The sequence below is a fragment of the Dolichospermum planctonicum genome (assembly GCF_005402965.1).
GTDB lineage: Bacteria > Cyanobacteriota > Cyanobacteriia > Cyanobacteriales > Nostocaceae > Dolichospermum > Dolichospermum planctonicum.
Map to the genome: position 1 here is coordinate 1 of NZ_BJCF01000060.1, position 22,935 is coordinate 22,935.

Annotated in this window: 22 protein-coding genes; 8 read left to right on the top strand and 14 right to left on the bottom strand. The window is 37.6% G+C overall.

All coding sequences use genetic code 11. From position 1 onward, the window contains the following. Positions 1–84: 84 nt before the first annotated feature. From FFO06_RS22150 to FFO06_RS18635, 4 genes are all read right to left on the bottom strand, one after another. Complete coding sequence (locus FFO06_RS22150; RefSeq protein ID WP_236097187.1) at positions 85–1,599, bottom strand: serine/threonine-protein kinase; 1,515 nt, start codon at positions 1,597–1,599, stop codon at positions 85–87. A gap of 96 nt (positions 1,600–1,695) precedes the next feature. Next, a complete protein-coding gene (locus FFO06_RS18625) occupies positions 1,696–2,442 on the bottom strand; it encodes a creatininase family protein (protein WP_137909370.1) in 747 nt (248 codons plus the stop codon). Positions 2,443–2,592: 150 nt separating this feature from the next. Next, a complete protein-coding gene (locus FFO06_RS18630) occupies positions 2,593–2,811 on the bottom strand; it encodes a DUF2839 domain-containing protein (RefSeq protein ID WP_137909371.1) in 219 nt (72 codons plus the stop codon). A gap of 81 nt (positions 2,812–2,892) precedes the next feature. After that, positions 2,893–4,452 (bottom strand): helicase C-terminal domain-containing protein, encoded by a 1,560-nt coding sequence (locus FFO06_RS18635; RefSeq protein ID WP_137909372.1) that lies wholly within the window; start codon positions 4,450–4,452, stop codon positions 2,893–2,895. Between the two features lie 133 nt (positions 4,453–4,585). Between FFO06_RS18635 and FFO06_RS18640 the strand changes: the two genes are divergently transcribed. Next, complete coding sequence (locus FFO06_RS18640; protein ID WP_137909373.1) at positions 4,586–5,539, top strand: M48 family metallopeptidase; 954 nt, start codon at positions 4,586–4,588, stop codon at positions 5,537–5,539. Positions 5,540–5,600: 61 nt separating this feature from the next. Here the strand turns inward: FFO06_RS18640 and FFO06_RS18645 are convergent, their stop codons facing one another. Beyond that, the gene (locus FFO06_RS18645) at positions 5,601–6,527 is read right to left on the bottom strand and encodes an AAA family ATPase (protein WP_137909374.1); all 927 of its coding nucleotides are present in this window, start codon (positions 6,525–6,527) and stop codon (positions 5,601–5,603) included. Between the two features lie 342 nt (positions 6,528–6,869). Here FFO06_RS18645 and FFO06_RS18650 point away from each other — a divergent pair, with 342 nt between their 5' ends. Then, on the top strand, positions 6,870–7,274 hold the full coding sequence (locus tag FFO06_RS18650; protein ID WP_137909375.1) for a hypothetical protein: 405 nt from the start codon (positions 6,870–6,872) through the stop codon (positions 7,272–7,274). Positions 7,275–7,576: 302 nt separating this feature from the next. Continuing rightward, positions 7,577–8,950 (top strand): glycosyltransferase family 39 protein, encoded by a 1,374-nt coding sequence (locus tag FFO06_RS18655; protein ID WP_137909376.1) that lies wholly within the window; start codon positions 7,577–7,579, stop codon positions 8,948–8,950. A gap of 41 nt (positions 8,951–8,991) precedes the next feature. Here FFO06_RS18655 and FFO06_RS18660 read toward each other — a convergent pair whose 3' ends face one another. From FFO06_RS18660 to FFO06_RS18680, 5 genes are all read right to left on the bottom strand, one after another. Continuing rightward, positions 8,992–9,792, bottom strand: a complete 801-nt coding sequence (locus FFO06_RS18660; protein WP_137909377.1) for a PhzF family phenazine biosynthesis protein — start codon at positions 9,790–9,792, stop codon at positions 8,992–8,994. A 66-nt stretch (positions 9,793–9,858) separates the two neighbouring features. Continuing rightward, positions 9,859–11,481, bottom strand: coding sequence for a B12-binding domain-containing radical SAM protein (locus FFO06_RS18665; protein ID WP_137909378.1), 1,623 nt, complete (start codon positions 11,479–11,481; stop codon positions 9,859–9,861). Between the two features lie 29 nt (positions 11,482–11,510). Then, a complete protein-coding gene (locus FFO06_RS18670; RefSeq protein WP_137909379.1) occupies positions 11,511–11,765 on the bottom strand; it encodes a SemiSWEET transporter in 255 nt (84 codons plus the stop codon). Positions 11,766–11,856: 91 nt separating this feature from the next. Then, on the bottom strand, positions 11,857–12,588 hold the full coding sequence (gene radC, locus FFO06_RS18675; protein WP_137909380.1) for a RadC family protein: 732 nt from the start codon (positions 12,586–12,588) through the stop codon (positions 11,857–11,859). A gap of 177 nt (positions 12,589–12,765) precedes the next feature. Beyond that, positions 12,766–13,704, bottom strand: coding sequence for a phosphoribulokinase (locus FFO06_RS18680; protein ID WP_137909381.1), 939 nt, complete (start codon positions 13,702–13,704; stop codon positions 12,766–12,768). Positions 13,705–14,289: 585 nt separating this feature from the next. Between FFO06_RS18680 and FFO06_RS18685 the strand changes: the two genes are divergently transcribed. Then, positions 14,290–15,999, top strand: coding sequence for a bifunctional serine/threonine-protein kinase/formylglycine-generating enzyme family protein (locus tag FFO06_RS18685; protein ID WP_137909382.1), 1,710 nt, complete (start codon positions 14,290–14,292; stop codon positions 15,997–15,999). 317 nt (positions 16,000–16,316) lie between these two features. On the opposite strand, the gene FFO06_RS18690 is transcribed toward FFO06_RS18685, so the two are convergent. Both FFO06_RS18690 and FFO06_RS18695 read right to left on the bottom strand, forming a co-directional pair. Continuing rightward, a complete protein-coding gene (locus FFO06_RS18690; RefSeq protein WP_096670912.1) occupies positions 16,317–16,616 on the bottom strand; it encodes a HigA family addiction module antitoxin in 300 nt (99 codons plus the stop codon). A gap of 16 nt (positions 16,617–16,632) precedes the next feature. Next, a complete protein-coding gene (locus FFO06_RS18695; protein ID WP_137909383.1) occupies positions 16,633–16,926 on the bottom strand; it encodes a type II toxin-antitoxin system RelE/ParE family toxin in 294 nt (97 codons plus the stop codon). Positions 16,927–17,174: 248 nt separating this feature from the next. Between FFO06_RS18695 and FFO06_RS18700 the strand changes: the two genes are divergently transcribed. From FFO06_RS18700 to FFO06_RS18710, 3 genes are all read left to right on the top strand, one after another. After that, positions 17,175–17,837: a class I SAM-dependent methyltransferase gene (locus tag FFO06_RS18700; RefSeq protein ID WP_137909384.1), complete on the top strand. Its 663-nt coding sequence runs from the start codon at positions 17,175–17,177 to the stop codon at positions 17,835–17,837. Between the two features lie 13 nt (positions 17,838–17,850). Further along, entirely contained in the window at positions 17,851–18,276 is a 426-nt protein-coding gene (locus FFO06_RS18705; protein ID WP_137909385.1) for a DUF29 family protein, read from the top strand. A gap of 81 nt (positions 18,277–18,357) precedes the next feature. After that, positions 18,358–18,576 carry a DUF433 domain-containing protein gene (locus tag FFO06_RS18710; RefSeq protein WP_028082764.1) on the top strand — a complete coding sequence of 73 codons (219 nt, stop codon included), beginning with the start codon at positions 18,358–18,360 and terminating at the stop codon, positions 18,574–18,576. Between the two features lie 197 nt (positions 18,577–18,773). Here the strand turns inward: FFO06_RS18710 and FFO06_RS18715 are convergent, their stop codons facing one another. Both FFO06_RS18715 and FFO06_RS18720 read right to left on the bottom strand, forming a co-directional pair. Beyond that, a complete protein-coding gene (locus FFO06_RS18715; protein WP_137909386.1) occupies positions 18,774–20,132 on the bottom strand; it encodes a (Fe-S)-binding protein in 1,359 nt (452 codons plus the stop codon). A gap of 63 nt (positions 20,133–20,195) precedes the next feature. Next, positions 20,196–21,482: an FAD-binding oxidoreductase gene (locus tag FFO06_RS18720; protein WP_137909387.1), complete on the bottom strand. Its 1,287-nt coding sequence runs from the start codon at positions 21,480–21,482 to the stop codon at positions 20,196–20,198. Between the two features lie 411 nt (positions 21,483–21,893). Here FFO06_RS18720 and FFO06_RS22155 point away from each other — a divergent pair. Then, positions 21,894–22,935: lectin-like protein (locus FFO06_RS22155; RefSeq protein ID WP_268904637.1), on the top strand; the 1,042-nt coding region annotated here is incomplete at its 3' end.

The following is a 22,935-nucleotide window of genomic DNA, read 5'->3' on the forward strand; positions in this document are numbered from 1 at the left end:
CTCCAACTACCACTGAAATAGTTGATAAAGTTATTTCTGTTGCTCTCGATTTGATGAATCCTCAACATTTAAAAAATTGGTTCACTAATTGTTGTTACTGTACCTCATAACACCGGGAAGTGCTGTATATACCAATATATAGATATACTTCTTATTATACATACGTGGGAAGCTTCCGAATTGCACTTTTTGTGCTTGGTTATCAAAAGTAATATCTTGGTAGTAGAACCATTGTCCTCCTCTTCTCCAACCTACTTTGTCTCCAAAAGCTTCCCAAATTTTCTTGTCGTAGCTTCTAGTTCCACCTAAGCTTTGATAAATCTTTCTCTGAACAGAAAACCCGAATTTTCCATTACTGTATTTTACCCACAACTGGTCAATAATGCGAAGGTCTTCACAGGAAAAATTATCAATACTACTAGTATTTAACCAACCTTCCTGTTCCCGCTTCGCAACTGCTAATATTACTCGCAAAGTTTCCTTGTCTGCTTCCTGCCATTTCCTTGCTGCAAGTAAGTCACGCAGTTTTCTGTAGTCCATTCCAGAGGATGATTTTAATTTTAGCTTTTGATTTATAGGTTTGGAAGTAGAATTTTGACCAGTTAAAATTTGTCTCACCTTAGACAAGAAAGAGGAAATACCTTCTGGTTGAGGTGTGGGGATATTTTGCTGCTGTCTTTGCTGTACCGGAACGGGAGGATAATAAATCGGTGGTGGTGTGGGAATATTTGCTACAGGTTCAACCAAACGTGGTGTGGGAATATTCGCAACAGGTTCAACCAACAAACCTAACAACTCCCGAAACTCCCGTATAGTTTGAGGACGGTTTATAGATTCTAACTCCATTCCTTTAATAATAGCAGCATTTACCCGATCGCTAATCTGTTGATTATATTTTTTCGGTGGTGGTAAAAGTACATCATATTCAGCGCGATAATTAGAGGGAATAGGAACTCTGGTAGTTAATAAGGTGTACAAAGTCGCGGCTAGAGCATAAACATCTGTATAATAACCAAAATGTCCCTGACGTTGATATTGTTCTATAGGTGCGTAACCTTCCGTTTTCACCTCTGTCATGCTTCTAATGTTACCAGGTTTAAATTCCCGCGCTAACCCAAAATCAATTAAAACTGCTTCATTGCTTTTAGGTCGCAACAAAATATTACTCGGTTTGATATCTCTGTGTAAAAGTCCTCGTTCATGAATACATTCTAAAGCTTGTCCCACTTGGTCAATATAGCGCAAAGCTTCCGTTTCTGACAAATAGCCATTTTCATTTAGATAAGCCCGTAAATTACACCCGTCAATATATTCCATGACAATAGCCCAAAGTCCATTTTCGACAAAATTGTCGTAGACTCTGACAACATGGGGATGATAGCATTTTGATAGATCTAATGCTTCTTTGCGAAACTTCTTTTGTCTTTTCGCAAAATCTGGTTTTTCTTGTTGTTCGCGGTTGAGGGTTTTGATCACAACCAACCTATTTTCTTCCGTATCTAGTGCTAAATAGGTTTCACCAAAGCCACCAGTGTCGATGACCTTTTTAATTATATACTGTCCATTCTGTAGTGGTGTGTGAGGTATCCAGGCCTGCATAATATTGAGAATCAGGATGTATATAATGAATTTGTATCATCCTCATCTCATCTTAACTTCTCTTTGTTTTTTAAGCACATCTGCGTGAGAAAAAACCTATTCCTCCTTTACAAACTCCAAATATCCCTTACTTAGTTCCTCCACGGATAAATCATAAAATAGTTTACCATGTTCGGTTGTTGCTAAATCTGGATTTGAACCCATACGACCATCTGGATAACGAGAACGAAAATCAATAGCACTATAAATTTTATGTCCACCAGCAACTTCGGGAGCAAGAAATGCTTTTTTAATTGCTTCTGGATAAACATATTGAGTCACAGCTACTTCACTAGGGGTAGCATGAGAACCTTCTTGATCACCATACAATTCTTTGGCGAGTTTGTAAACTGAACCAGCCATAAACCAATTAGCAATTTGACATTTAACTTGGGCAGAATTGGGAATTTGTAGGTCTTCTAAATGAGCATAAGTTTCAGAGAAAGCAGCTTTGAGAGTCGCAATATTTCCCCCATGTCCATTGATAAAATAAAACTTGGTAAAACCAGCTTTTACTAAACAGGTTAAATAATCTTTAACTACTAAGATTAAAGTGCTAGGACGTAAACTAATTGTTCCCGGAAAAGCTGTATGATGTAAAGCCATTCCCACATTAATTGTTGGTCCAACCATTGCTTGAGTTGCTTCCCCTACACCCTTTGATATAGATTCTGCACAAATTGCATCTGTACCAATTAGTCCTGTTGGTCCGTGTTGTTCTGTTGAACCAATGGGTAAAATAATCCCTGGAGACCGTTGTAAATAAGTTTCAACCTCCGGCCAAGTGCTTAAATGTAAGAGCATTTTTTATGAAAAATTAAGGATTTTACAACTAAATTATCATCGTCCCCAGAATCCCGACTTCTGAAATATATTCATACTATAATTATCTTTACTAATTAATTATAATATAAAACATAATCTAAAAAAGAAGTCGGGGATCTCATTTGTAAATTAACCAACAATTTCCCACCAGCCAAAACCAGGCCCAATAAATCTGATTGTGATCCAGACAACAACCATAGTACCAATACCTATCCATGCACCACGAGTAGTGATAGCTACAAATTGTGAAGCTTGAGTTTTAGTAATGGGAATCCAAGGTAATATTCTAGCAGTATTTTGTCCGTATTCCTCTCCTAGTGAATTTTTACGGCGTTTTGCTTCACCCATAATTTTATTATTGACTTTGTTGACAAGTTCAATTTAGATTTTAATAGAAATCAGTCATTAGTTGATGATTATCGCCATTAATTAAGTAGAATCATCTTCATTATTGCTGGAAAATAAACTAGGATCAAGGTAGTTTAAACGTGCTAGGGGACTCAGAGAAGAGAGAATTTGCGCTCCATAACTGCGGTTAACAACACGAGTATCTAATAAAGCTACAATACCTTGATTTTCGCGTACAGGTGCGATCGCTCTTTGTAATTCGTTCATGGCTTTTGGTAATAAGTATAAACGAAACCAGTCTTGATGCGATCGCTTGTAATGAGCTACCCTACCGGCTACCAAGGGATTTTCTAAAGATGGTAAAGGTAAAGTGGCAATAATTAACAATCTGGGTGCTGGTAAAACACTTTGATTTTCGCGCCAAAATTCCCAACCAGTAATCAAAATCCCATTTTCATCTAAACAAGTCTTTTCCACCTGCACCCGTGAACCAAATTCGGAGGCCAAAATTGCTCCTACCCTAGCCTTTAGTGGCACGTCCCCTACCAATATTACCGTCATTCCTGGGGCTGTGGCACTCAAACATACTAAAGTACGAACTTGATGAATTAAAGCTCCTTGAAATTCTGGTGTATTTGGTAAAGGTAACTTATAAGGAACATAAAGTTGAATTGCTTCTCCTTGACTATCAGCAGCAAATTTTAAACAGGTAACATCTTCTAAACCCAACCGTTGACGGAAAAGGGGTGCTTCCGTTTCTAGTTCTAAAGCGCTACCAATTAATACTACAGGTTGACGCTGCCAAATTGGTGCAATGATTTTACTTAATTCTATAGGAGCATAATGTAAAGAAAATAAGCCTTGACGACGGGCAATAGTCGCCCAAAACAGGGGAAAGTCAGAGGGAGAATTCAGGGAAGAATCTCGTAAATTGGGGATTTTTTGCCAAAAATTCCGCCAAGAGTCGGGAAGATGATTTGGCTCTAAAGACAAGTATAAACGTTGTAAAATTTCTATTTCTGACTGAGAAATTAGATAACAGTGATAGGGATTTTCCGGGCGCTGAAATAATTGATGTGTCAGTTGTATCTTAGCTTCCCGAATTAACTCAACTTGATATGGATAAGCAAGCATCAACTGATCCCAATCCTGGGGTTGAATAGTTTCAGTTAACTGAAAACGCACCCAATCTTCTAAATCGTCAACACCATCAATAATTGTGGGAATATGAGCAGGAAAGGGATTGTCATGAGCCAATTGTCCCTTCAACCAAGCAGCGGGGGAAATCAATAGTAAACCGTGAAAATCGGGACTTGGCCAAATATCCCCGGTTCTAATGGATTTATTCGCTGGTAGCCACTGCTGGAGTCGGGGAATTTCTACCTTTAACAACCGTTGCTGTACGGTTTCCGAGGCGACAATAATTACAGAACCATGCCACATTAAAGCAGAGGCGATAAAACTGGTGCGATATCGACCTTGGTGTCCACAAACCGCCCCAACTTGAATTAAAGCGCTGCGTCCCAAACGCAAAGCGCGTGCTACCAACCTAGCCATGGTTAAATGATGAGGCCAAGAAGGGAAACCCGCCTGCGATCGCAGGAAGTTATGTAATGATAAATGAACTTCTGCTTCAATCACGCGCTTTATATTCCATAACAAGTGTTTTTTTTGAACTACCTCATGAACATGATCAAGAGTCAAGAGGGAATAGAAATTCCTCACAACTGACAACGAACAACGGACAACCCACAACCAACTTATTATCTAAATTATGCCAACTTATACAGGAATTTCCAGTGCAGCCTTCAGACATCCATTAGATATTCAAGCAGAACAAGCTTTACGCAGTTTACCGGGCTTTGACTTAATCGCTCGTAAATTTGTAGAATTTGTCTATGAACGCCCTCAACTTGTTTATTTAATGGGTAACTCCATACAAGTCGGACCCCGGCAATATTCTACTATTTACCAGATTTTCCGGGAATGTGTCCGGGATTTGGACATTAGCGGTGAACCGACATTATTTATTGCCCAAGATGCTCAAGTCAATAGTTACGCACTAGGACAAGACAACCCATACATAGTCGTTAACACTGGGTTACTAGAGTTACTCAATGAGTCGGAACTGCGGACGGTGTTGGCTCATGAACTAGGCCATATTAAATGCGGTCATACTATTTTAATCCAAATGGCGATGTGGGCGATGAATGCCGCTTCTGTCCTGGGTGAATTAACCTTGGGTTTAGGTAATTTTGTCAGTCAAGCCTTGATTTATGCCTTTTTTGAGTGGCGACGCAAAGCTGAGTTATCGGCTGATAGGGCGGCTTTATTGGTCATGGATGATTTAAATCCAGTCATGTCATCTATGATGAAACTTTCTGGAGGTAGTAACAAATATGCCCATGAATGTAGTTTACAGGAATTTATTCAGCAGTCAGAAAAATATCAAGCACTAGATGATGACGGGCTGAATCAAGTATATAAGTTTTTAATCTACAATGGCGCCCAGGGAATGATGTTAAGTCATCCTTTTCCTGTGGAGCGGTTGCACTATTTACGCAGTTGGGCAGTATCAGAAGAATACCAGGAAATCAGAAAAGGTAACTATGAATATTCTGCTGCTGGCTCAGTCAATGTTACACCAAAAACACGTGAGAATGAAGCGGAAAGATTACGCAAGCAAATTGAAGAACTACAACAAGAAATCAACAAAATGAAAAAATAAACCACAAGATCCAAACTCTCATATCCCGGACTTCTTAAAGAAGTCCGGGATGTGAATTAAATTAACTTTCAGTTTCACAATCAGGAACACCTTCTCTAAACACTCGACTAGCGAGAATATCTGCTGCTTCAATGGTAATTAAATCCTGTTTTTCTAACAGTTTACCACTACTTAATAAACGATTTGCTTGGCGTAAACGCGCTCTATCTATGGCATTACGGACACTTCTAGCATTAGCAAAATGGGGCATGGTCTTCCGTTTAATTAAATATTCGCGGAAGGCTTTTTCCGCATCAGGACTAAAGCAATAATTTTGCGCTTTGACTATAGATTGGGCAATTATCATTAAATTATCCACACCATAATCATTAAATTCAATATGTAGTCCAATGCGAGAATTCATCCCCGGATTACTATGAAAAAACCTTTCCATGTGGTCCTTATAACCGGCAAGAATGACAACCAAATCATCACGTTGGTTTTCCATTACCTGCATGAGAATTTCTATGGCTTCTAAACCAAAATCTCCGGGATAATCTGGACGGTATAAAGTATAGGCTTCATCAACTAACAAAACGCCACCCATGGCATTATTTAATACTTCTCTAGTTTTTGGTGCAGTTTGCCCCATACCTTGTCCAACTAAATCATCTCGCGTCACTAACATGACATTTTCCTTACGGATATATTCCAGACGGTAGAGAATTTCCGCCATACGCATTGCTACAGTCGTCTTACCCATACCCGGATTACCTAGAAATGTCATGTGTAGACTGGGCGCACCTGCATTTAATCCTAAGCCTTTACGAATCCGGTCAACCAACAACAAGGCCGCCATTTCTCTAATCTTATTTTTGACGGACTTTAACCCGACTAACTCCTGGTCTAACTTATCGAGAATTTCCTGAATATGAGACTCTTGAAAAGCTGCTTCTAAATCTATTCCCTCATTTTGACCTGTTTGTTTTTCTAATAACTGTTCTGTCATGACTATCACCTTTGCTAATGAATTTTATGATAGCCTGGGGTCGGGAAATATAAAAGAACATAATATTTATATGTCTGATATGTTTTTCTTTATTATCAATTTCTGAATTTAGTCATAGAGAAAACATTATCCATTTTACCTCACCCCCAATATAGAAATAGCTTAATTTTCTTGTCTGTCTCTTGAAATTAGGATTTATGCTGTTCTCTACTAGTAAATATGTTCTGTCAAAAATCAATACTTTTGCATCTCTAGCACGTAGTCACCAAAAATAGAAAAATTATCTAATGCTATTCCTGTAGCTAGAATTGGATTTAAGCTGTTATTAACATTAAAATCAACATGATTAGTAAATTGACACAACGGTTATTGACTTTGGCGCTTGTCTTTGTTTTGGCGTTTTTCTTATGGGAAATTCCTTTCGCTTCTGCAAATCACTATTTTACTAACTCTGGGGAAATTAAGGATAATATCGAATTATCTAAAAATGATTTTACTCCCCAAGAAAACCAAGCATTACAAGCTATTCGTCAGCGACGAAATAAAGAAATTGCCAGAATTTTAAATTCATCTCAACGTCAGTTACTTATCCATAAATTACACAATGGTAATAATATTGATCAAGCTTTAGACTCATTAAATCTAAGTTATGAACAACGAGAATTAGTAAATTCTATAAATGTATTCACTAATTTGAAATTGAAAGGAATTTTTTCCCGTCATGCTTTACTTGACAGTCACAAATAAAGTCAGATCTGGAAAATTGTAAATTATGCCAGTTGTGAGAAATTTCATATTTCTGCGACTGGTAATTAAATAGATATACAGCGGTTTCCAATCTGATGAAGTACAAAGTTGAATCATGAAACTCTTGTGGTGCGGGCATCTTGCCCGCTAGATATGTACCTCATAACAGCGGGAAGTGCTGTAAATCTCTTAGATATCTAATAACAGTTGTATATTATCAATATTTATGCAAAATGGCGTATTGATAAAACTTAGGAGGATTATAATAGCCCTAGCTAGTATTAATAATAGAGATTATCAAAGTGCTAAATTCAATTTCACCATTTTTCACAAGTTTATTTGCTCGGAAAGATTATTTTTTTTGTACGCTCATTACCATATTAGGTGCTGCAATTAGAATCTATAATTATGATCAAATTCCTGTACATAATTGGACTGCTGACGAGTATGCTTTTGCTTGGAGTGGAATGAGTTTGATTAAAGATCATGTACCTACAAGTTGGTCTTGGTTAAAGGCTTATGGATATATTCCCACAGTTGACTGGAAAAATGCAACTTATCAATTAGTAACTCCCTGGTTAGATCATCCTCCGTTATTTAGTTTAATTGTTGGTAGCGCAGCAATTTTAGCAGGAGCAAATACTTTTTATGATTGCACTTTAACATCCATAAGAATACCATCTTTAATATTTGGTATTTTCGCTATTCCTCTATTTTATAGATTAAGTTTAAAACTATGTAACACTAAGATTGCGATCATCTCCACTTTAATTTTTGCAACAAATCCTAATACTGTTTTTCTTTCCAGATTAGCAGTTAGTGAAAATCTGATTCTTTTTCTAAGTTTAGTCACTTTACTTTGTTTTTTAAAATATTGCGACTCTAGTAACTCTACTTATCTTTATATTTCAGCTTTTTTAGCTGGGATAGCATCTTTAGCCAAAATTACGGGCTTTTTTCTTGTACCTGTGCTTTGTTTACTGCTAATTTATCGTCATAAATTGCGAGAAAGTTTAGTAGTTTTTGTAATTGGCTTATTATTATTATCTATCTATTTTATTTATGGTAGTATTTATGATTTTGAACTCTTTATAAAAATTCTACAATCCCATACTGAGCGTTTTGATAATTTTCTATTATTTAAAGAAATCATCTTAAAACCTGTATTTTTTGAAGATGGTTGGTTAACCTTTAGTTGGCTAGTTTTGATTGCAGTTTTTAGATCATATCAGGATAATATCAAATATCAAATTATTTATATTCCCATTATCGTCTATTCATTTATTCTCTTATTTACTGGATCACAAAGCCATTTTTATGCTTGGTATCTAATTCCATATTTTCCTTTTCTATTTTTAGCGTTAGGAATATTTTGGGAAGATTTTATCAGCCACCCAGATTTTCTTAATGCTTGTTTAATCAGTATTTTTATAGTCGGGTGGAGTTTCAATTACAGTCTACAATATGGATTAGGTAAGTTTTGGCTAGAATTATCAATGACAAAGTATTTATTCATAGGATGTATTTGTTTATTAATTACACCTTTTTTAATTCATTCTTTAATTCAATCTCAACGAACAAAGTTTTTTGCTAGTGTGGTTGCGCTGTTGACCATGGTTATTTTATTTTTGGGAAATATGAATATCATTTACTCTTATGCGGATAAAATCTCATAATCTCAAGCCTTAGTTAAATAATTAATCCTTAATTAGAGAGTTTAATCTAGAGTTAATTCTCCTCGCATAACTGTTACAGCTTGTCCAGAAATAAAAACGCGGTTTTTTCCTGGATAATACACTTTTACCACTCCACCCCGACGAGAAGCTTGATAGGCTAAAAACCGATCTTTTCCCAATTTATCCCGCCAAAATGGTGCTAAACAACAATGTGCTGCACCTGTTACCGGGTCTTCATTAATCCCTAAACCGGGAGCAAAAAAGCGGGAGACAAAATCATATTCTGAGTCGGAATTAGCGATGCTAGTGACGATAATATCAGCTTTAGGTAAAGTTTTCATCTGTTGGAAGTTCGGCTGCATTTCTCTAACTAATTGTTCAGATTCCACTTCAACTAAATAACCGAGAGAATTTTCAAAAACAGATTTATAAGTCACTCCTAAAACTTGACTTAATTCTGGAGGTGCTGGTACAGTTTGAGAGAGATTTACCGGAAAATCCAACTGAATCCAATCATTTTCGAGTTTAGCTATTAATATACCACTTTTTGTATAGAAATGAGCCTCTTGATTTAATAATAAATGTCCTTGAGACCATAATACATGAGCGCTGGCTAAAGTGGCGTGTCCACAGAGAGGAACTTCTACTGTTGGTGTAAACCAGCGCAAATTAAAACCGTCATTTTGTTTGACCACAAAAGCGGTTTCTGATAAATTCATTTCTTCAGCGATATTTTGCATCCATAACTCAGATTTGGGACTATCTAAAACACAGACAGCCGCAGGATTTCCCGTGAATGGACTATTAGTAAAAGCGTCAACTTGAGTAATAATTTGGTTCATTTTCAGTCAGGAGGTAGAAATTTCTAAATCTATCTAAATCTATATTGTATATAGTATCTGTGTACATTATTGATGATTTAATTCTGAGTTTGTGGCCTCTGCTAAATGCTTAATTAATGTAGACTGAGGTAGTGGTCCTTGCAAGTGATTCCAAGGTAAAATTTGCTCAGTTGACCAATTACTATAAACGTAAAAATCTAAGTCGGGAATTTGTCCTTTTAGTTGTTTAAAAGCGCGTTTGTAGCTGCCCAAAGAGTCCCCAAAATCACGGGTTAATTCTAATAATTGGCAAAGTCGGCGATCGCCTCTGGACAACAAAGCTTGTATAATTGACCAATTATAGCTTTCTGGTCGAAATTCTATACCTTGGGGCTTGAGTTTCTTTTGTAATAATTGCAACCGCTTCTCCGATAGTTTATTAACTCCCAACCATTGAAATGGCGTATGAGACTTGGGAACAAATGTACTACATCCTAGTGTTAAACGCAATCCAGGCGCAGCTTTTTTAACATCTTCCATCATTTTTACAGTTGCGTCTATATCCTCTGCTGCTTCCCCTGGAATTCCCACCATTCCATAGAGTTTCAAACTAGATAAACCACCAGCTTTTGCATTAATAGCCGCTTGCATAATTTCCTGATTATACAGTTTTTTATTAACAATTTTACGGACTTTTTCAGAACCACTTTCCACAGCAATTGTCAATGATCTTGTATCGCGTTTCACCAAAGTTTCAGCTAATTTAACTGTAACTGTATTGGTTCTCACAGAAGCGACACTTAATCTAACATCATCATATTTAGGCTGACTAATATAATCCAATAATTCAGTAAATTCTGGATGTTGGGTGACAGAAGCCCCCAATAAACCCAAGCGGTTAGTAACTTTTAAACCCCGTTCAATTCCCGGAATTAAAGAAGTTTCTAAACTCGCAGTTCTAAAAGGTAAAGTTAAATAACTAGCCAAACAAAAGCGGCACATTTCTGGACAACTTCGCACCACTTCCACCATATAAATATTTTCCCAAGCGGCTTTTTCCGTCACCACAGTAGAAGCAGAAAGAGTATTTCCTCGATAAGTTTGCTTTTGAATAATTGGCGGAATTTCCGAATCAATAGGATTAATTGATTTTATTGCCCCATCTGGTGTAATATATTCTACTACATATAAACTAGGAATATAAATTCCTGGAACTTGAGATAAAGTTTTTAATTGAGTTTTTCTATCAGCATTTCTAACTTTTTTAAAAGTATCTATAAAATCACCAAGCAGATTTTCACCATCTCCCAATAAAATGATATCAAAAAAATCAGCATAGGGTTCTGGGTTAGCCGTCAAAACTGGTCCACCACCAAAAATTAGCGGATGATTTTGATCACGAGAATTAGCCCGAATAGGGATTTCCAAAGATTCCAGAAGATGAAAAATATTCACATAATCTAATTCCCAAGACATAGAAAAACCTAATAATTCTGGATATCTAGGAAGTGGTTCATGGATATCAGTAAATAAACGACTTACCTGTAAATCATCACGGGTAGCCAAAGTCGCCCACACTACCTGATAACCCAGACTAGTTATCCCCACAGTGTACTCATTAGGAAAAGCGAAAATCACGGGAATAGAGTCATTATTGGGAGTTGCGGGGGTAAAAAGAAGACGTTCTGAGTCAAATAAAGATGATGTCACAGTGTTTTAGTAGTAAAGTTATTTAAAAGTTATCTATATTTAATTTTAAGCCATAGAATAATCAAATTAAAAAATAATGTCACCCCGTTGGCCATAATAATTGGTAAAGCCCCGATAATGATGCCATAAATCAACCACAAACACAAACCACTCATAAAAATAATTAACATCACAAAAGAAACATCTTTCGCTGATTTTGTCAGCCAAATTTGGAACATTTGCGGTAAAAAAGCGATCGTAGTTAATACACCTGCGACCAATCCTAAAATAGTGATAAAATCCATCTTTAAAAACTCTCCTTTCTCTCTTCCTCTGGGGTCTGTGTGCCTCTGCGTGAGACAAGTTCATGATTTCATACACCAAGGAATCCTATAATCAATCAACCTGAGAACAATTATCCCACAAAGTAGTAATTTCTCGTAAACTTTGATGATTGCCATTACCTAAAATTAAATGATCTAAAATAGGAATAGCTAGGAGTTCCGCACCAGCCAATAATTGACGAGTCAATTCTATATCTGCTTCACTGGGTTCTAAACTTCCAGAAGGATGATTATGGGCTACTATTACCCGTGTAGCACCTTGACGAATCACTTCTCGAAAAATATCACGGGGACAGGCTAAAGTTTCCGTCGCGGTCCCAATAGTAATTACCTTTGTTCCTAATAACTTATTTTTGACATCTAATAACAGCACTGCAAATCGTTCTTGATTTTGCCACATCAGGTCTTGACTAAGCGCGGCAGCGGCAGACATAGGACTATCAATAACTGTCCCGTCGGAGGGACGGGATAAAAAAGCACGTTTACCCAATTCAATTGCAGCCAAGATAGTCGTCGCTTTAGCAGGTCCCACACCTGGTATTTCCATTAACTCAGCGGGGGTGACATCTCGTAAAGCGGCTAAGGGATCACACTGTCCTTTACCCAAGTGCTGTAATATATATTGCCCTAAACCGACCGCTGATAGTTTACCAGGTCCTTGACCAGTACCCAGTAGAATAGCGATTAATTCCGCTGTGGCTAAAATTTTCGGTCCATGAGTCATTAATCTTTCACGGGGGCGTTCATTTTCAGGCAAGTCGGCTATTCTGAGACAATAAGTCATACCAATTTGAGATTTGATATCTTCCTGGTTTGATACTCCAACCCAGCAACACCAGTTTTCGGAACTAAGTTCAGGGAAAATTTATCCATCTTCATCTGCGTTTATCTGCGTTTATCTGCGTTTAATAAAACTATGAAAATGCACCTTTTAAACTCACCTCAAATTATGCGAAATTCCTTATTGATAAATCTGCGTAGCTTTGAGCATATGGTAAGTAATAATTAATTGAGTCAGAGCAAGGGGGTAACTTTGCAGAGTTTCTCCAGTTGTACCGGCAATTTTACCCAATTCTGGATTAACTTCCCGATCGCAAACATTCTTTAAATAGGGCATATCTGCACACATAATCTGTTCGATTTTATTCACCTGCTCCAAAGTTGCATGACCATCAACTTCTAAAACATCCACTGGTTTTCCCATATCTCTATCCAGTCCCAAACGGATAGCTGACTGGGAATCACCACGGCCAGCGTGAATAATTTCGGTAAAATCCGGGTGAGGAATAGAAGGACGTAGCATCAACCGCACATTTAGATGTCCATTAGTTTCATCTATTTCATTATTAGGTGGATAGAAACTAACAACAATATCTGACCATTGACGCTGGGGACGAATATACGCTTCTGAGTCTGGTTCGCGTTTATCTAATTCCGCTAATACCTGTTCTGGAGTATATCCCCGCTTTTGAGTATCCCGTTTTACCTTCCAATTAGCGCGGATTGCTTCAGGAGGTGCGAGGTAAACTTTAACATCATAAGCATCACGAGCGATCCGAGTAGAATAACCTAGTAAGCCTTCGATGATGACAAATTTACTGGGTTTGATATATTGCGGTGGTTCAAAAGTCCCTGTTTTGTGGCTATAAACTGGTTTCAGAATGGGTTGTCCTGTTCGTAGCAGCGATAAATGTTGCTGCATAATATCCAAATAGTTACAATCAGGATGTAATGCTGTAATACCAATCTCTGCCCGTTGTATGCGATCGTAACGGTGATAATCATCCGTACAGATCATAGTCACATTTTCTGGACCGAGTACCTGCGCGATACCTCTAGTCAGGGTTGTTTTTCCAGCAGCACTATCACCGACAATACCAAGAATAATGGGACGACTCATAAATACCCCCCTCTGATGCAAGCGAGTTTACAGAATAATCTTTAATTTTAAAGGGCAAATTAACACTTTTTTCAGAAATTTCGATCACCGTAACATCTCTACATATATTCCCTGTGGTGTTGCTGATTAATGCAATGATTTTTTTCACGCACAGACGCAGAGAGTGAATTTAATTTTGTCCGACTACTTAAGTGCGTCAGATGCAGGGAATTTGTTTTTTTACTAAGTTATCGAGGGTGACGCACCCTACGCACTGATTCTCACAATTTAATCTATTAAGACTTGACAAATTTCAAAGGCTAGGCTATATTTATGTTATGAGTGGAAAAGTGTGCGCCCATATATATAGGCTTTTCAACCACCAATATAATTATATTCCTCTTTATCCTGTAAATCCTCAAATCCTGGACAATTTAATCTATTAAGACTTGACAAATCTCAAAGGCTAGGCTATATTTATGTTACGGGTGGAAAAGTGTGCGCCCATATATATAGACTTTTCAACCACCAACATGATTATTTTCCTCTTTATCCTGTAAATCCTCAAATCCTGGATATCCTGATTCAGACAACTTAAATTTTATTATGGCTTATTTTACCCCAGGGCAACTACTCAAAAAAGGACAATACGAAATTATTGATACTCTAGGACAGGGAGGATTTGGTATTACCTATTTAGCGCAAGATCATAAACGCAAAAAAGAAGTAGCTATCAAAAGCCTCAACGTCTCCTTTTTGAAACAACGCTATCGAGATAAATATGGGAATACAGAAGGTTTTGGAGAATTTTTAGCCCAAGAACAGGACAAGTTTAACACCGAAGCGATGGTCTTAGCTACCTTTGATCATCCTCACATTGTCAAAGTGTATCCTGAACTGTTTCAAGAAAATGGTTTATCTTGTATGGTGATGGAATATGTCAAAGGCAAAAATTTAGAACAATATTTATACGCGAATGGTGTTTTTAGTGAAAGTGCAGGTTTAGGAATTATTAAAGGCATTGGAGAAGCTTTAAGTTATATTCATAGTCGTAATTATCTGCACCGAGATATTAAACCTGCGAATATTTTACTAAGAGAAGAAGACAATCAAGCTATATTAATTGATTTTGGTTTAGCCAGAGAAGTCAACTTTGCGGAATTGATGAGTTTAACAAATGCCAAAACTCCCGTTTTTGCACCACCAGAACAATTTGAAAATAGAAGTAATTTCACGCCGGCTTTAGATATCTATGCTTTAGCAGCCACATTATATGTAATTATCGCCGTTCATGAACCTCCTTTTATTCCTTTGCCTAGTCCTTATCTGAATGCTAAGATCATGCTAGATATAAAAATGGCGATTAAACCACCACAAAAATATAATTCTCAAATTAGTCAAAAGGTAAATGATGCTATTCTCAAGGGAATGGAATTAGATTATCAAAACCGTCCTCAGTCTATTACAGAATGGTTTAAATATTTAGGTATTCAATCACAAAATAATCATCTCAAAACTTTCACTTTTGAAGTTGTCACAACTAACAATAAAGGAAGCATTATCAACAAACGCAACCACTCAGCAAATTACTTTGTGGAAGATTTGGGAAATGGGGTGATGTTGGAAATGGTGGAAATACCCCCAGGGACATTTTACATGGGTTCACCGGAAAATGAAGAGGGAAGATATGATGATGAAAGTCCCCAACATCAAGTTAATGTTCCCAGTTTCTTTATTGGTAAATATCCTTTGACTCAAGCACAATATGAAGCTATCATGGGAAACAACCCTGCTTACTTCACAGGTAATAATCGTCCTGTTGAACAAGTCAGTTGGAATAATGCAGTCGCATTTTGTCAAGAGTTAAGCCAAAAAACAGGTAAAAACTATAAGTTGCCCAGTGAGGCACAATGGGAGTATGCTTGTAGGGTGGGAACAACCACACCTTTTTATTTTGGTGAAAGCATTACCCCAGATTTAGTAAACTATAATGGTAACTATGCCTACGCTGCTGCACCCGAAGGACAATATCGAGAACAAACTACAGATGTAGGAACTTTTCCCCCTAATGCTTTTGGTTTGTATGATATGCACGGGAATGTGTGGGAATGCTGCGAAGATGATTGGCAGGAAAATTATATAAACGCGCCTGTAAATGGTAGTGCTTTGATTAGTCGAAGCGATTATAAACTGCTGCGCGGCGGTTGTTGGGGCAGCAATCCTGGGGATTGCCGTTCTGCTTGTCGCGGCTTCAACTTCCTCGACGACTACGGTATTGGTTTTCGGGTTGTATGTAGTGGTGCGGCGATGACTTAGTAGCCCTTTATACTCTTGCTCTTTTGCCCTCTGCTCTTTTTTCTTTTCCCTTACCCCGCCGTTAGGCGGAACTTTTTTTAGATAAATACTGAATGTGGAAACCTTATATATATGGGCGCATACTTTTCCACCAATAACCTAAGCATAGTCGAAACTGAGAACTTTGTCAAGGGGTAAAATTGTCTGAATCAGGATATCCGGTTACTGAGCGAAGTCGAAGTACAGGATTGACAGGATGTTGTTTAATGATTGTTTGTGGGAAGTTGGGATTTTTCAGGATGTTGTTGGATAATTGTTTGTGGGGATTTTGGGGATGATTAAGCGACAAAAGGATTAATTGTATTCAGAAATTCTGCTTCTGCTTGTTGAGCATAATATAGATCCCAGCGAACTTGTAAATTCATCCAGAAATCAACAGATATGCCAAAAAACCTGGATAACCGCAGTGCTAAACTGGGTGTGATATGCTGTTTACCTGCGATTAAATCTACAATTTGCTGTTCTGTAACACCTATAGACTCAGCTATTTTTTGGGGTGTTAAACCTTTATGGATCATAAACTCTTCTAATAACATTTCTCCAGGATGGGTAGGAGGACGATGGGTTGGGATTTTCATAAATGTGATTAATACCTCAATGATAATCTACAATTTCCACGGCATCTGCCCCTAATTCTCGCCAAAAAAAGCAAATTCGATATTGATCATTAATGCGAATACTATACTGACCTTCTCTATCACCTTTTAATGCTTCTAGACAATTACCTGGGGGAATTTTTAAATCTTCTAGGCTTGTAACTGAGTCTAATTGATCTAGTTTACGAACTGTACGCTTCCAAAGGGATGAGGGACAGGTTTTTCGAGCAGCTTTAGAATCTTTACCATCGAAAATGTCTTGTGTACCCAAGTTCTTGAAAGCATGAATCATTTATAAACGTTGGTTTTACTGCTTTGAATAATTTGATAAATAAAAACCCTATATATATGGGCGCACACTTTTCCACTCATAACATAAGCATAGTCGAAACTGAGAACTTTGTCAATAAATAATTTTTTAAAGCCTGTTTAAAAAATTCCGCTTTAAAAGAGAATTTAGGGGTTGACATTTGATTTTAAATTTGTTATGATGATTTCGATAAGGAAGAACTATCATAAAATAATTAATAAATATAAATCATGTCAAAACAAACCCTGGGACTAGAACAAAACCTATATAATTATTTACTTTCAGTTTCCCTGCGAGAAGCGGAAATTTTAACCCAACTGCGTCGGGAAACCGCTCAAATGCCAATGTCCCAAATGCAAATATCACCGGAACAGGGACAATTTATGGCCTTGTTAATTAAACTCTTAGGAGCAAAAAAGACACTAGATATAGGTGTATTTACTGGCTATAGTTCCCTAGTCGTGGCTTTGTCCTTACCCGCAGATGGAAAAATCGTCGCTTGTGATGTCAGTGAAGAGTATACAAGTATAGCCCGTCGTTATTGGCAAGCAGCGGGAGTAGCTGATAAAATTGATTTGCATATTGCACCAGCTTTAGAAACATTAGATCATTTATTGACAGTAGGAGAAGCAGGGACATTTGATTTTGCGTTTATTGATGCTGATAAGGGTAACTATGAGAATTATTACGAGCATTGTCTGAAATTAATTCGTAGTGGTGGACTAATTGCCATTGATAATGTACTGTGGTCAGGTAAAGTAGCAGATCCAGAAATACAGGATAATCAAACTCATAAAATTCGGGTTTTTAATCGCAAATTACACCAAGATTCCCGAATTACCATAAGTTTAGTTCCCATAGCAGACGGATTAACCTTAGCGATAAAAAATTAGGAAAATCAAGCCCATGGAAGAACTACTTACCCTCAAAGAACTTCTACACCAAGGTAATATCACAGAAGCCTTGTTAATTGTCGAAGAATTAGAAGAAATGAGCAAATCTGATAAACTGAATAAAATATTTAGCTATGGCATCATTTTACTTTTACACCTAATTAAACAAACTGCTGAAAATCGCACCACTAGGTCCTGGAATCTTTCTATTCGCAACTCTGTCAAGCAAATTCAACGCAGTAATTGTCGTGAAAAAGCAAAAGGAACTTATATGAGTGAAACAGAATTAGCAACAACTCTAGAAGATGCTTATGATTTAGCATTAGAAAAAGCAGCCATTGAAGCTTTTGAAGGTCAATATGAAGCAGAAGAATTAAACCAATTAGTCGAACGACAAGAGATCATAAACAAGGCCATGAATTTAATTTGGGAACGATAATTGACAGGATAAATAAAATCACCAACTTCTTTTTTATAGCTAAACTAGAAATATAACTTGAAAATATCAAATACAATTACAATGTCTAATCATCCTTCAGTTATAAGTGTCTCCTCTGAAATTATGAGTGGTACTCCTGTTTTTACAGGAACAAGAGTTCCTATACAAACACTCTTAGATTATTTAACAGCAGGAGATTCAATAGATGATTTTTTAGATGGTTTTCCCACTGTCACTAGAGAACAAGTCATTACATTTTTAGAAGAAGCAGGAAAACAAATGATTAACAAGGTAGCTTAGGATGAAACTGCTTCTAGATGAGTGTATTGACCGCAGGTTAACTAAGGAAGAAGATATCACCCTCAATACGCTTCGGATCAGATTAATAATTGACAGTATTCTCAATAACGGAACGCAATCATAAATCCTTTAGAATTACAAAAATTGGGATTTTTGGTTAACCGAATCGTATTAAGGAATATGGGTCTTATAACTTTCTAAATCTCCAATTTCTCACCCCGAATAGCATAATCTAATAATTCCATAGGGTGCATAATAGAAATAGTTTTACCTGGTAAATCTGGTAAATATTTACTAATTTGCAAACTACAACCAGGGTTAGGAGAAGCAATTAAATCAGCACCCGTATTTAATAAATTTTGGGCTTTTTGTTTACCTAATTCTTCCGCAACTTCCGGTTGTAACATATTATAAACACCCGCACTACCACAACACAAAGCTGCGTCTATGGGTTCTTTTAAAGTTACTCCTGGAATTTGTTTTAACAGTTGACGAGGTTGGACACTAATTTTCTGACCATGTAATAAATGACAAGCATCCTGATAAACTAAAGTCAGATTTTTCTCAGTCAGAGGTGAAAGTTTAGCAGTTAAACCGATATTAGCTAAAAACTCCTGTGAGTCTTTTACTTTCGCAGCAAATATTTTGGCTTTTTCTGCATATTCTGGATCATCTGCTAAAATATGACCATATTCCTTCAAAGTGTGACCACAACCAGCAGCATTGATAATCACAAAATCTACATTAGTATCAGCAAAACTATTAATCATTTGTCTGGCTAAAGTTTTCGCTTGTTCCGTTTGTCCCTGGTGTTCAGGAAGCGCCGCACAACAACCCTGAGACTTAGGAATTACCACCTCACAACCATTAGCAGTTAAAACTCTAACAGTTGCTTCATTGACAGGAGAGAAAAACAGCCTTTGTACACATCCTAAAATAACACCAACGCGATATCTTTTTTCACCCTGAGCGGGGATAATATCTGGTAAACTATTCTGAAAAGATTTAAGAGTAATTTCCGGTAAAATAGATTCCATAGCAGCTAACCGGGGAGATATAGCCTTAATTAAACCAGTTGCTTGTAATAACTTAGAAATCCCTAACTTTTGATAAACTAATAAAGGAAAAAGTAAAATTCTTAAAAGATCAGGATTAGGAAACAGAGAAAAAATCAATTGTCGAACTAACTTATCAGGTAAACTGCGATGATAATTTCTTTCTACTTGATGTCTAGTAGCCGAAATCAACTTATCATACTGCACACCAGAAGGACAAGTAGAGACACAAGCTAGACAACCCAAACAAGAATCAAAATGTTCAACAGTAGCGGTATTTAAAGCAATTTCCCCCTCATTAATAGCATCCATTAAATAGATACGTCCTCTAGGAGAATCCATTTCCTTTCCTAATACCCGATAACTAGGACAAGTAGACAGACAAAAACCACAATGAACACAACTATCAATTAACTTAGGATCTGGTGGACAATGGCCATCAAAACCCTGTAAATTGTTAATACTAGCAGTATTATGCACCAAACCTTCCGAAACTTGCATTTATATTTCTCCCCTCTTAACCTCTGTTACCTCTGTGCCTCTGCGGTTCGTGATCCTGAAATCTTAAATCCCACCCACAAAGCGACCGGGACTCAAAATCAAATTACCATCAAATTGTTGTTTAATACCTAGCATTACCTCCAAGCCATTACCATTATAACCCCAAACATCAAACCTTTCCTTTAACTCAACAGGTGCGGATAAAATAGTTAAAAAACCAGAATTGGCTTGACATAAATTCCGCACAGGTAAAATCTGGTCTTGATTTTCCAGACGCACCAAACCCAAACCACTGCTAACATGAATTAAACCAATATTTATTTGATTGATAATCTCCACCGCAGCAGTTGGTAACACTCCTATTTTACAAGTAATTGTAGATTCTGTGAGATGATCATATATTTTGTTTGGTAATTGTTGCCATAAATTAGACTCCTCAACTCCTTGATAAATCACCCCTTCTAAACCTAACTTTTCACCAATTGCTAAAAGTCGTTTCGATTGTTCTTCGACACTTTCATGAATACTTTGAAACCGGGTAATTAAACCTATTCCCGTTCCCAAAGCTAAATTAGTCACCAACTTACTTGATAATAAATCAACTTGAGTTGGTGTTAACTCTGAATTTTGTAAAATTCTCACTGCTGAAGATATGGCTTCAGGTTTACCAGTTAATAGCACCGTTCCCGAAGTTTCAGGGATGGGATAAACTCGCAAAGTGACTTGAGTGATAATACCTAAAGTACCGTAAGCACCAGTAAATAACTTCATTAAATCATAACCCGCCACATTCTTGACAACTCGTCCCCCAGCCTTAGCGATTTCTCCATCAGCGCGGATAAAAGTTATACCTAAAAGTTGGTCACGCACACCACCATAACGTTGACGCAGAGAACCTGTATCAGCAGTAGCAACAATACCACCAATGGTAGCTGATTCTGGGAAGGCTGGATCTAAGGCTAAAGTTTGTCCAGATTTTCCTAAAATTTCCTGAATTTCGGCAAATTTCATTCCTGCTTCCACGGTAACAGTTAAATCACCTACAGCGTGTTCTATGAGTTGGTTAATACGTTCGGTACTAACAATAATATCAATATTTTTAGCCAAACCACCCCAATTAATTTTACTACCGCTACCACAGGCGAGAACACGCCATTGATGGCGGTTGGCGGTGGTGATAACTGCGGCTAATTCCGCCTGGCTATGGGGATAAACGACGCAAATGGGATAACTTTTAGAGTCTATACTCTGTTGTAGATTCTGCTTTTGGGTGGGGGCGAGATTTTCCCAGGAGATAACAGCATTTTCAGTGCTGAGAATAGAAGTTAGGGTAGATACTATGGTATTCATCAGTTTACTTTTTATGTCCTTATTATCAATTTGACCGAAAAAAATCGGATACAAACCCCGGCCACTTCGGCAACTGTCACAGTCAGCTTGCTAAACTGCTCAGTGCATCCCATTACACAACCACATTGGCAACTGTGTGTCCTGGTAGATAGGGTTTTTTTGTGGGTTTGGCATCCTTGTCTGTCCGAATACTATATACTATTTGAGTATAGTAGAACTCAGTACAAGTTCAGTATAAACTCGGTACAAAACTCAGTCATTGGTATGATATCATGGGCCTGCAACCTTTAGGCATATCCGAAAAAAATGTACAATCCAGAATCCTTGCAGAGGGAATTTCTCTATCAAGATTTTGGAAAATACATATTTGAATTTGGTCAATGTCTATCTATAATATACAGGATCATCCTCATGCCCGATTATAACGGCAATACTTATCGCTTCACCTCAACCCGCCTTACATGGGAACAAGCTCAAGCTGAAGCCCTAAATGCAGGCGGAAATCTTGTCACTATTAACTCACTACAAGAGCAACAATGGTTAGTCACCACCTTTGGTGGTACTGAACAACTATGGATTGGCTTGACAGATAAAGTAACAGAAGGCCAGTTCCAGTGGGCAAGTGGTGAAACATCTACTTACCGTAACTGGTTTCCCGGTCAACCAGATAATGGCGGACCACCACCGGGTGAAGATTATGTGGTGATGAATTTCGGTGCTGCTGGTCAATGGAATGATTACCCCAATAATAACCAAACCACTTTCCGAGGCATCATTGAAATTACATCTTCCACTCCCACCATTACCCTAGCAGTATCACCCAGTAGCGTACTAGAAGATGGTACAACCAACCTCATTTACATATTTACCCGCACAGGAGCGACAACCAACCCCTTAACTGTTAGCTACAGTATTACTGGCACAGCCAACAGTAGCGACTATACAGGAGCAACACCGGGAACAGGTAAAACCATTACCTTTGCGGCTGGTTCGAGTACCGCAATCTTAACTATTAACCCCACAGAAGATACCACCGTTGAAAGTGATGAAACTGTGGCTTTAACTTTAGCTTCAGGAACAGGTTACACTGTTGGTACAACCACAGCCGTCACGGGAACTATTAGTAATGATGACAGCACAAATCCAATATTTAACTACAATGGCAGCCAATATACTTTAACCAGTTATGGAACATGGCAACAAGCTCAATCTCAAGCCCAAAGTTTAGGCGGAAATCTTGTCACTATTAACTCACTACAAGAGCAACAATGGTTAGTCACCACCTTTGGTGGTACTGAACAACTATGGATTGGCTTGACAGATAATGTAACAGAAGGCCAGTTCCAGTGGGCAAGTGGTGAAACATCTACTTACCGTAACTGGTTTCCCGGTCAACCAGATAATGGCGGACCACCACCGGGTGAAGATTATGTGGTGATGAATTTCGGTGCTG

What these genes read in the sequence shown, in the direction of transcription:
- FFO06_RS22150 (WP_236097187.1), bottom strand. Translation starts at nt 1,599, where the DNA reads ATGCAGGCCTGGATACCTCACACACCACTACAGAATGGACAGTATATA.
- FFO06_RS18625 (WP_137909370.1), bottom strand. Translation starts at nt 2,442, where the DNA reads ATGCTCTTACATTTAAGCACTTGGCCGGAGGTTGAAACTTATTTACAA.
- FFO06_RS18630 (WP_137909371.1), bottom strand. Translation starts at nt 2,811, where the DNA reads ATGGGTGAAGCAAAACGCCGTAAAAATTCACTAGGAGAGGAATACGGA.
- FFO06_RS18640 (WP_137909373.1), top strand. Translation starts at nt 4,586, where the DNA reads ATGCCAACTTATACAGGAATTTCCAGTGCAGCCTTCAGACATCCATTA.
- FFO06_RS18645 (WP_137909374.1), bottom strand. Translation starts at nt 6,527, where the DNA reads ATGACAGAACAGTTATTAGAAAAACAAACAGGTCAAAATGAGGGAATA.
- FFO06_RS18650 (WP_137909375.1), top strand. Translation starts at nt 6,870, where the DNA reads ATGATTAGTAAATTGACACAACGGTTATTGACTTTGGCGCTTGTCTTT.
- FFO06_RS18660 (WP_137909377.1), bottom strand. Translation starts at nt 9,792, where the DNA reads ATGAACCAAATTATTACTCAAGTTGACGCTTTTACTAATAGTCCATTC.
- FFO06_RS18670 (WP_137909379.1), bottom strand. Translation starts at nt 11,765, where the DNA reads ATGGATTTTATCACTATTTTAGGATTGGTCGCAGGTGTATTAACTACG.
- radC (WP_137909380.1), bottom strand. Translation starts at nt 12,588, where the DNA reads ATGACTTATTGTCTCAGAATAGCCGACTTGCCTGAAAATGAACGCCCC.
- FFO06_RS18680 (WP_137909381.1), bottom strand. Translation starts at nt 13,704, where the DNA reads ATGAGTCGTCCCATTATTCTTGGTATTGTCGGTGATAGTGCTGCTGGA.
- FFO06_RS18685 (WP_137909382.1), top strand. Translation starts at nt 14,290, where the DNA reads ATGGCTTATTTTACCCCAGGGCAACTACTCAAAAAAGGACAATACGAA.
- FFO06_RS18690 (WP_096670912.1), bottom strand. Translation starts at nt 16,616, where the DNA reads ATGAAAATCCCAACCCATCGTCCTCCTACCCATCCTGGAGAAATGTTA.
- FFO06_RS18695 (WP_137909383.1), bottom strand. Translation starts at nt 16,926, where the DNA reads ATGATTCATGCTTTCAAGAACTTGGGTACACAAGACATTTTCGATGGT.
- FFO06_RS18700 (WP_137909384.1), top strand. Translation starts at nt 17,175, where the DNA reads ATGTCAAAACAAACCCTGGGACTAGAACAAAACCTATATAATTATTTA.
- FFO06_RS18705 (WP_137909385.1), top strand. Translation starts at nt 17,851, where the DNA reads ATGGAAGAACTACTTACCCTCAAAGAACTTCTACACCAAGGTAATATC.
- FFO06_RS18710 (WP_028082764.1), top strand. Translation starts at nt 18,358, where the DNA reads ATGTCTAATCATCCTTCAGTTATAAGTGTCTCCTCTGAAATTATGAGT.
- FFO06_RS18715 (WP_137909386.1), bottom strand. Translation starts at nt 20,132, where the DNA reads ATGCAAGTTTCGGAAGGTTTGGTGCATAATACTGCTAGTATTAACAAT.
- FFO06_RS18720 (WP_137909387.1), bottom strand. Translation starts at nt 21,482, where the DNA reads ATGAATACCATAGTATCTACCCTAACTTCTATTCTCAGCACTGAAAAT.